The following is a 5,982-nucleotide window of genomic DNA, read 5'->3' on the forward strand; positions in this document are numbered from 1 at the left end:
AGCCCCAAAAAGACTGAAGGCGCCATAAGTGGCGCCTTCTGCCTTTCGAGGATGTGCATACATCGTGATTGCCTGCCTCTGAACTGCTCCGGGGATCAGCTGATGCGGTTGGCGCCAGTGCGGTCGGCACCACCTTCGGCTACACGCAGGGCCTGGGAACGCTCGGAACCGTTTTCAGCGACATCGAAAGCCTTGGTGCGGTCGGCACCACCTTCGGCTACACGCAGGGACTCGGAACGCTCGGAGCCGTTTTCAGCGACATCGAAGGCCTTGGTGCGGTCGGAGCCACCTTCGGCAACCCGCAGGGACTCGGAACGCTCGGAACCACTTTCAGCAACCCGCAGGGATTGCGAACGCTCGGCACCGCTTTCAGCGACGCGATGGACATTGGTGCGATCAGCGCCACCCTCAGCAACCGAAAGGGCGAAAGCGGACGCGGACAGGCTGGCGAAGAACAGGCTGGCGAGGATTTGCTTTTTCATTTTGGGCACCTTGGTTTTGGGGGTGGTGTTTGTCTGTGGGGCCCATGTTACTGATGTGATTTCGATGAAGAAGTGATCCTGGGTAATGGTTACCATCGACGTTAATGATAGTTATGGCTTATCCAGTAAAAACAAGAGGTTAGGCGATCAATTGAGGCGTAATTGCGCGATCTGGAAAGGCTTTTTCCTGAAAGCGTGATAATCGATTTATTCGATGTAATTGTGCGGGGTAATGCTAATGCAGCGATGAAAGCCCCTTGCTAGAGCGTTTGCGGCGCTACAAGCGTGCTTTCAGCTGGGGTGTGGCGGGTTGGGAGGGAGCAGATGTGGTCGCGCCCCCATGGCGGGGGCGCGGCGGACTGGCGTCAGCGCTTACCCATGGAGCGGCGAGAACCGCGCGGGGCGGGGCCGGGGCGCTGACCGCGGTCGTGACCCTTGAGGGTGAGGTGATAGGGGACGTTCTTCTTCGGCTTGGCCGGAGCGGTTTCGGCGGTCGGGGTTTCCGCCGGTTGGGCGTCGACCTGGTCGATGTCTTGGCTGGTCATGGTGTTCTGCTGCTTTCAGGCTTTGGCCCGTGGCTGGGCCGGAGGCGCGCATCATACACCAGCCGGCCTCCGGGCGCTCCCGGAGGCCTCTGGTTGGCTCAGGACGGTTGCTGGATGTCCCAGCCAGTCAACTCGACACGGTGGTCCACATGGTTGATGGCGGAAAGGATGTGCGTCGGATCGGTCAACGCTGGCGCCATGGTCCAGCGGCCGATCGGTTCGTTGCCGATCCGCACCATGCCGGTGTGGGTCAGCTGGTTGCCATCGACGATTGGGTCCACGTCATAGAAGCCCAGGGCGTAGCGCAGTTCGAGGATGTCCTGAGGATCGCCGGTGAGGTATTCCCAGCCCGGACCGATGTGGAACTTGTCCACGTATTCCTGCAGGTGGTGCGGCTGATCCAACTCGGGTTGCAGGGTGATCGAGTACATGAAGATGTCCCGACCCACCCGGTCGCCCAGCATCTGTTGCACCTTGCGCAGGTTGGCGGTGGCGGTGGGGCAGTTACGGCCACAGCTGGCGTACATCATGTTCAGCACCACCACCTTGCCGCGCATCAGGTCGCGGTAAAACTCCACCTTACGGCCCTGGTGGGTGAAGAGCGTCGGGTTGGGAAAGCGCCCGTCGCCCTGACGGGGTTGCGGCTGACGTTCCGCGGCGATACCCAGCGAGCCCAGGGCGGCGAGCCCCAGTACGCCGGCGCCGAGGCCGCCGATCAGGTTTCTGCGAGTGTTCATTGAAAGTCCTCCGCGGCCGTCATACGAGGTCGAAGCGCAGCATCATCGCGTGGTCTTCGTGGATCAGGTTGTGGCAATGCATCACGTACTTGCCGACGTAATCACGGAAACGGATGAAGACGCGGATGGTCTCGTTCTTGTTGATCACATAGACGTCCTTGCGACCCAGTTCGTGGGCCGGGATGGGCTGCGACACGCCATTCCTGATGCGCGCGATGATGCGTCCTTCCTCGAAGTGGATGTGAATCGGGTGCGACCAGCCGTTGTCGATGTTGACCAGCTCCCAGATTTCCCCGCGCCCTCGGGGCACGGTGAAGCGCGGCGCATTGACGTTGACGAACTGGCCATTGATCGCCCACATGTTGTTGGAGCGCTCGAATACGAAGCGGCGCACCGGCGCGGCAGCCACTTCGGCCGGGTCCAGCGGCGGCAGTGGCCGCAGGTTGGCCGGCACCTGGCTGAGGTCCTGGGCGGTTGGCCAGCGGTCCACCACTATCTTCAGCACGCGCACGCCCGGTTCCTTGATGTCCTTCGGTCCACGGGTTTCTTCCTGGCGCATGCGGTTGACCAGGTAAAGGGTGGTGCCCACCACGTACTTGGAAAAGTCGACCACGATGTCGGCGCGTTCGGCCATGCCAAGGGTGATGGACTGCTGGTTGAGCAGCGGCTTTGGCAGCAGGTTGCCGTCGTTGGCGATGTAGGTGAAGTTCTGCTTCACGTTGTTCGGATTCACCAGCGAGAAGGCATAGAACAGGCTCGGTCCGGCATTCAGCAGGCGGAAGCGATAGCGCCGCGCGGCCACCTTGAGCACCGGTTCGATCATGCCGTTGACCAATACCTTGTCGCCCAGCACCCCCTCGGGGTTGATCTCGTCGTAATAGAGCTTGCCGGCGGCATCGAAGCGGCGGTCGGCGAACTGCAGCGGGTAGTCATAGGCGCCGCTTGGAAGGCGCAGGGCGCCGGGCGTGGGGTCGGCTTCGTTGCCTGAATCCAGCGAGTCGTACAGCAGGTAGAAGCCCGACAGCCCGCGGTAAAGGTTGGGCGATGTGAAATCCAGGGTGTGGTCGTGATAGAAGAGCGTGCCTAGGGCCTCGTTGGGGTCGCCGATGCTGTCCTGGCGGTCTTCGAAGCCGGCACAGCAGTTGGGATAGAGGTGATCCTTGAAGCCACCCTCGGCGGTCAGGGTCGGGCCTGCCTTGGTGGCGCTGTAATAGTCGCCGGGGAAACCGTCGCTCTCCGAACCGCAGTGCAGGTTATGCAGGTGGGTGGAGATTTCCGGCGTGCCGAAGCCCGTGTGATTGGCTGGCAGGTCGTTGTAGATGCGGCAGATCATCGGCGAGCCGTAGCGTGAGGCGACGGTGGCGCTGAATTCCTTCTCGGGCGTGTCGGCGGCGCGGTAGTTCCAGACCTTCTGGACCGGATACGCCGGATTGAACTGCCAGTCGCGTTCGACGGCGTGCAACTCATAGTAGTTAGCGTTCGCGCGGAACTTCGACCAGAACTGATGGCGTGCCCGTCCGGCTTCGCCGCCTGCGACGTTGGCCAGTTCGGTAGGCGCCGGAGTCAGGTACGGGACAGCAGCTGCGCGCACGATCTCGGTGGGCAGCTCCATGACCCATGGAGTTGTCGGTGGGCTGGGTGGTAGTACGATCGGGACGCTCGAGGCCTCGCTGACCGGGGCGCGCAATAATGCTGGTGCAGCTGCCGCGGCGGCCGACAGTTTGAGGAAATCTCGCCGGGTTTTGTCCACCAACCTGCCTTTCTTGTTTTTTTGTCGCGGGTCTTTGCCTTTCATGAGTGTGCACTCCAACCTCCCCACCACGAATTCGCGTGAACGGCCCGCCATGGATGCAATGCTCCAGGGCTATTTATCCCCATCCGCTCGCACGAAGGTGCAGGCCGTAAAGGGTGAATCTGCTCGCACGGCCAATGCGCCAATAAATCGACTAAAGCCCTCTCATTTACGATGCGCAATTTGATAGGTGGCAATATTTTGTCGCTATTTAGGGCCGGTGGCTGCTGGCTCTAGGTATTGCGCGGTGTGTTTCAGGATGTTTCGCGAAGACGGGCGGTGGGCATTGCGGGGTAGGCGGTAGAGCCATTTGGAGCGGGGCGAGAGGCGGTCGGAGGGGTGGAAATTCCGACCGCCTGCGGGGGAACTACTTGTAGTTGTACTTGTCGTGGAACATGGCGATCTGCTTGATCGGCTTGGGCTCTTCCTTGGTCAGCACGTACACCACGCGCTGGCCTTCGGGACCGCCGCCGATGTCCACGTAGCTGAAGGTGGGTTCGCCGATGCGGTACATGTCCATCATGTCGCCGTAGCGGCTGAACACATAGATGATGCCTTCTTCGTCGCGCAGTTCGCCGTAGAAGGGCTGGGCGGGCGGCAGGCTGATATCGATGAAGCGCTTGGCAGAGAGGGTCTTGATGTCCTTGCCCTGGTCGGCGGCTTTCAGGACCAGGATGATGTCGCGGCCGAAACCGTCCTTCTTGCCGGCGCTCTGTTTGACCGGGGCAGTGCCGCTCTTCACGTATTCGCGGTAGGTGGCGTAGTCGTCGAAGACGAACAGTTCCTTCTCGGTGCGGATCTGGTACCAGTCTTCGTTATCCAGGGCCACCGGCTTGGCGGGGGCTGGGGCTTGCACGGCGCAGGCACCGAGGGTGGCGGCCAGCAGCGCAGCAGCCAAGGGCTTGATCAGGTTCTTCTTGTGGTTCATCGGAGGTCCTCCCCAGGAAAGTTGAGCAGAGAATCTGCCTGCGCTGGATGACCGGTTGATGACGGCTTTGTGTCGCTCTTATGAATTGGGTAAGACTTTGTTTATCAGTGGGTTGCAGCGATTTCTTGAGTGCTGACCTGCAAAGAAAAAGGGTGAAGACTTGCGTCTTCACCCTTCAAGGCCCCGCCGGAGCGGGGCAGTTGGGGACTCTGTATCAGCCGCGGTAGTAGCGCTGCGGCACGAAGGGGGTCTTGGCGACTTTCATCGCCACGCGCTTGCCGCGCACCAGGGCCCAGACTTCGCTGTCGAGGGCGGCATGGCTGGCGGTCACGTAGCCCATGGCCACTGGCGCGCCCAGGCTGGGGCCGAAGCCGCCGCTGGAGACGCGGCCGATCACGGTGCCGTCGGCATCGACGATCTCCGCGCCTTCGCGCACCGGCACACGCTCCTGCGGGAGCAGGCCGACACGCTTGCTGGGCACGCCGTCGCGCTGCTGGGCAAACACCTGGCCGGCACCGGGGAAGTTGCCGGCACGCACGCCATCGGCGCGGCGGGCCTTGGAGATGGCCCAACCGAGGCTGGCCTCGATCGGCGTGGTGGCGGGGCTCATGTCATGGCCGTAGAGGCACAGGCCGGCTTCCAGGCGCAGCGAGTCGCGGGCGCCGAGGCCGATCGGCTGGACTTCCGGCTGGGCCAGCAGGGTGCGCGCCAGCGCTTCGGCCAGGGCTACGGGTACGGAAATCTCGTAGCCGTCCTCGCCGGTGTAGCCGGAGCGACTGACGTAGCACTCGACGCCGTCCAGGCGCACGCTGCCGAACTGCATGAAGGTCATCTTCTTCACTTCCGGGGCGAGGCGTCCGAGTACCTCGGCGGCGGCCGGGCCTTGCAGAGCGAGCAGGGCGCGGGATTCGAACAGCGATTCGATCGCGCACTGTTCGCCGAGGTGCGTCTGCAGGTGCGCCAGGTCCTGCTCCTTGCAGGCGGCGTTGACCACTAGGAACAGTTCATCGTCGGCGAGGCGGGCGACCATCAGGTCGTCGAGGATGCCGCCATTCTCGTCGGTGAACATGGCGTAGCGCTGGGTGCCCACCGGCAGGTCGAGGATGTCCACGGGTACCAGGCTTTCCAGCGCGCGGGCGGCGTTGGCGCCGCGCAGGAGGATCTGGCCCATGTGCGAGACGTCGAACAGGCCGGCCTGCTCGCGGGTGTGCAGGTGCTCCTTGAGCACGCCGAGCGGGTACTGCACCGGCATGTCGTAGCCGGCGAAGGGCACCATGCGCGCACCGAGTTCGAGGTGTAGGGCGTGCAGCGGGGTTTTGGCGAGGTCGGTCATGTGTTGCTCCAGTCAAAGTCGGTGCGGGGCAGGGCATCCCTCACCCCGGCCCTCTCCCAGAGGGAGAGGGAGTGAAAAGCGCGGTCCTCTGTAGGCGACCTGTTCAGCATTCGATGATGTTCACGGCGAGGCCGCCGCGGGCGGTTTCCTTGTATTTGCTCTTCA

The 5,982-nt window shown here is 62.8% G+C and carries 6 protein-coding genes; all 6 read right to left on the bottom strand.

What is annotated here, in order from left to right; all coding sequences use genetic code 11:
* Positions 1-95 precede the first annotated feature (95 nt).
* Positions 96-482 carry a hypothetical protein gene (locus E8E95_RS06165; protein ID WP_280347458.1) on the bottom strand — a complete coding sequence of 129 codons (387 nt, stop codon included), beginning with the start codon at positions 480-482 and terminating at the stop codon, positions 96-98.
* Positions 483-847: 365 nt separating this feature from the next.
* Positions 848-1,027, bottom strand: coding sequence for a hypothetical protein (locus E8E95_RS06170; RefSeq protein ID WP_280349024.1), 180 nt, complete (start codon positions 1,025-1,027; stop codon positions 848-850).
* A gap of 98 nt (positions 1,028-1,125) precedes the next feature.
* Positions 1,126-1,764 (bottom strand): SCO family protein, encoded by a 639-nt coding sequence (locus tag E8E95_RS06175; protein ID WP_280349026.1) that lies wholly within the window; start codon positions 1,762-1,764, stop codon positions 1,126-1,128.
* A gap of 19 nt (positions 1,765-1,783) precedes the next feature.
* Positions 1,784-3,610 (bottom strand): multicopper oxidase domain-containing protein, encoded by a 1,827-nt coding sequence (locus E8E95_RS06180; protein ID WP_348532574.1) that lies wholly within the window; start codon positions 3,608-3,610, stop codon positions 1,784-1,786.
* Between the two features lie 313 nt (positions 3,611-3,923).
* A complete protein-coding gene (locus E8E95_RS06185; protein WP_280349030.1) occupies positions 3,924-4,484 on the bottom strand; it encodes a hypothetical protein in 561 nt (186 codons plus the stop codon).
* 214 nt (positions 4,485-4,698) lie between these two features.
* On the bottom strand, positions 4,699-5,817 hold the full coding sequence (gene gcvT, locus E8E95_RS06190) for a glycine cleavage system aminomethyltransferase GcvT (RefSeq protein ID WP_280349032.1): 1,119 nt from the start codon (positions 5,815-5,817) through the stop codon (positions 4,699-4,701).
* Positions 5,818-5,982: the final 165 nt, after the last annotated feature.

Origin of the sequence: Pseudomonas sp. BN414 (assembly GCF_029871275.1) — a bacterium.
Lineage (GTDB): Bacteria > Pseudomonadota > Gammaproteobacteria > Pseudomonadales > Pseudomonadaceae > Metapseudomonas > Metapseudomonas resinovorans_C.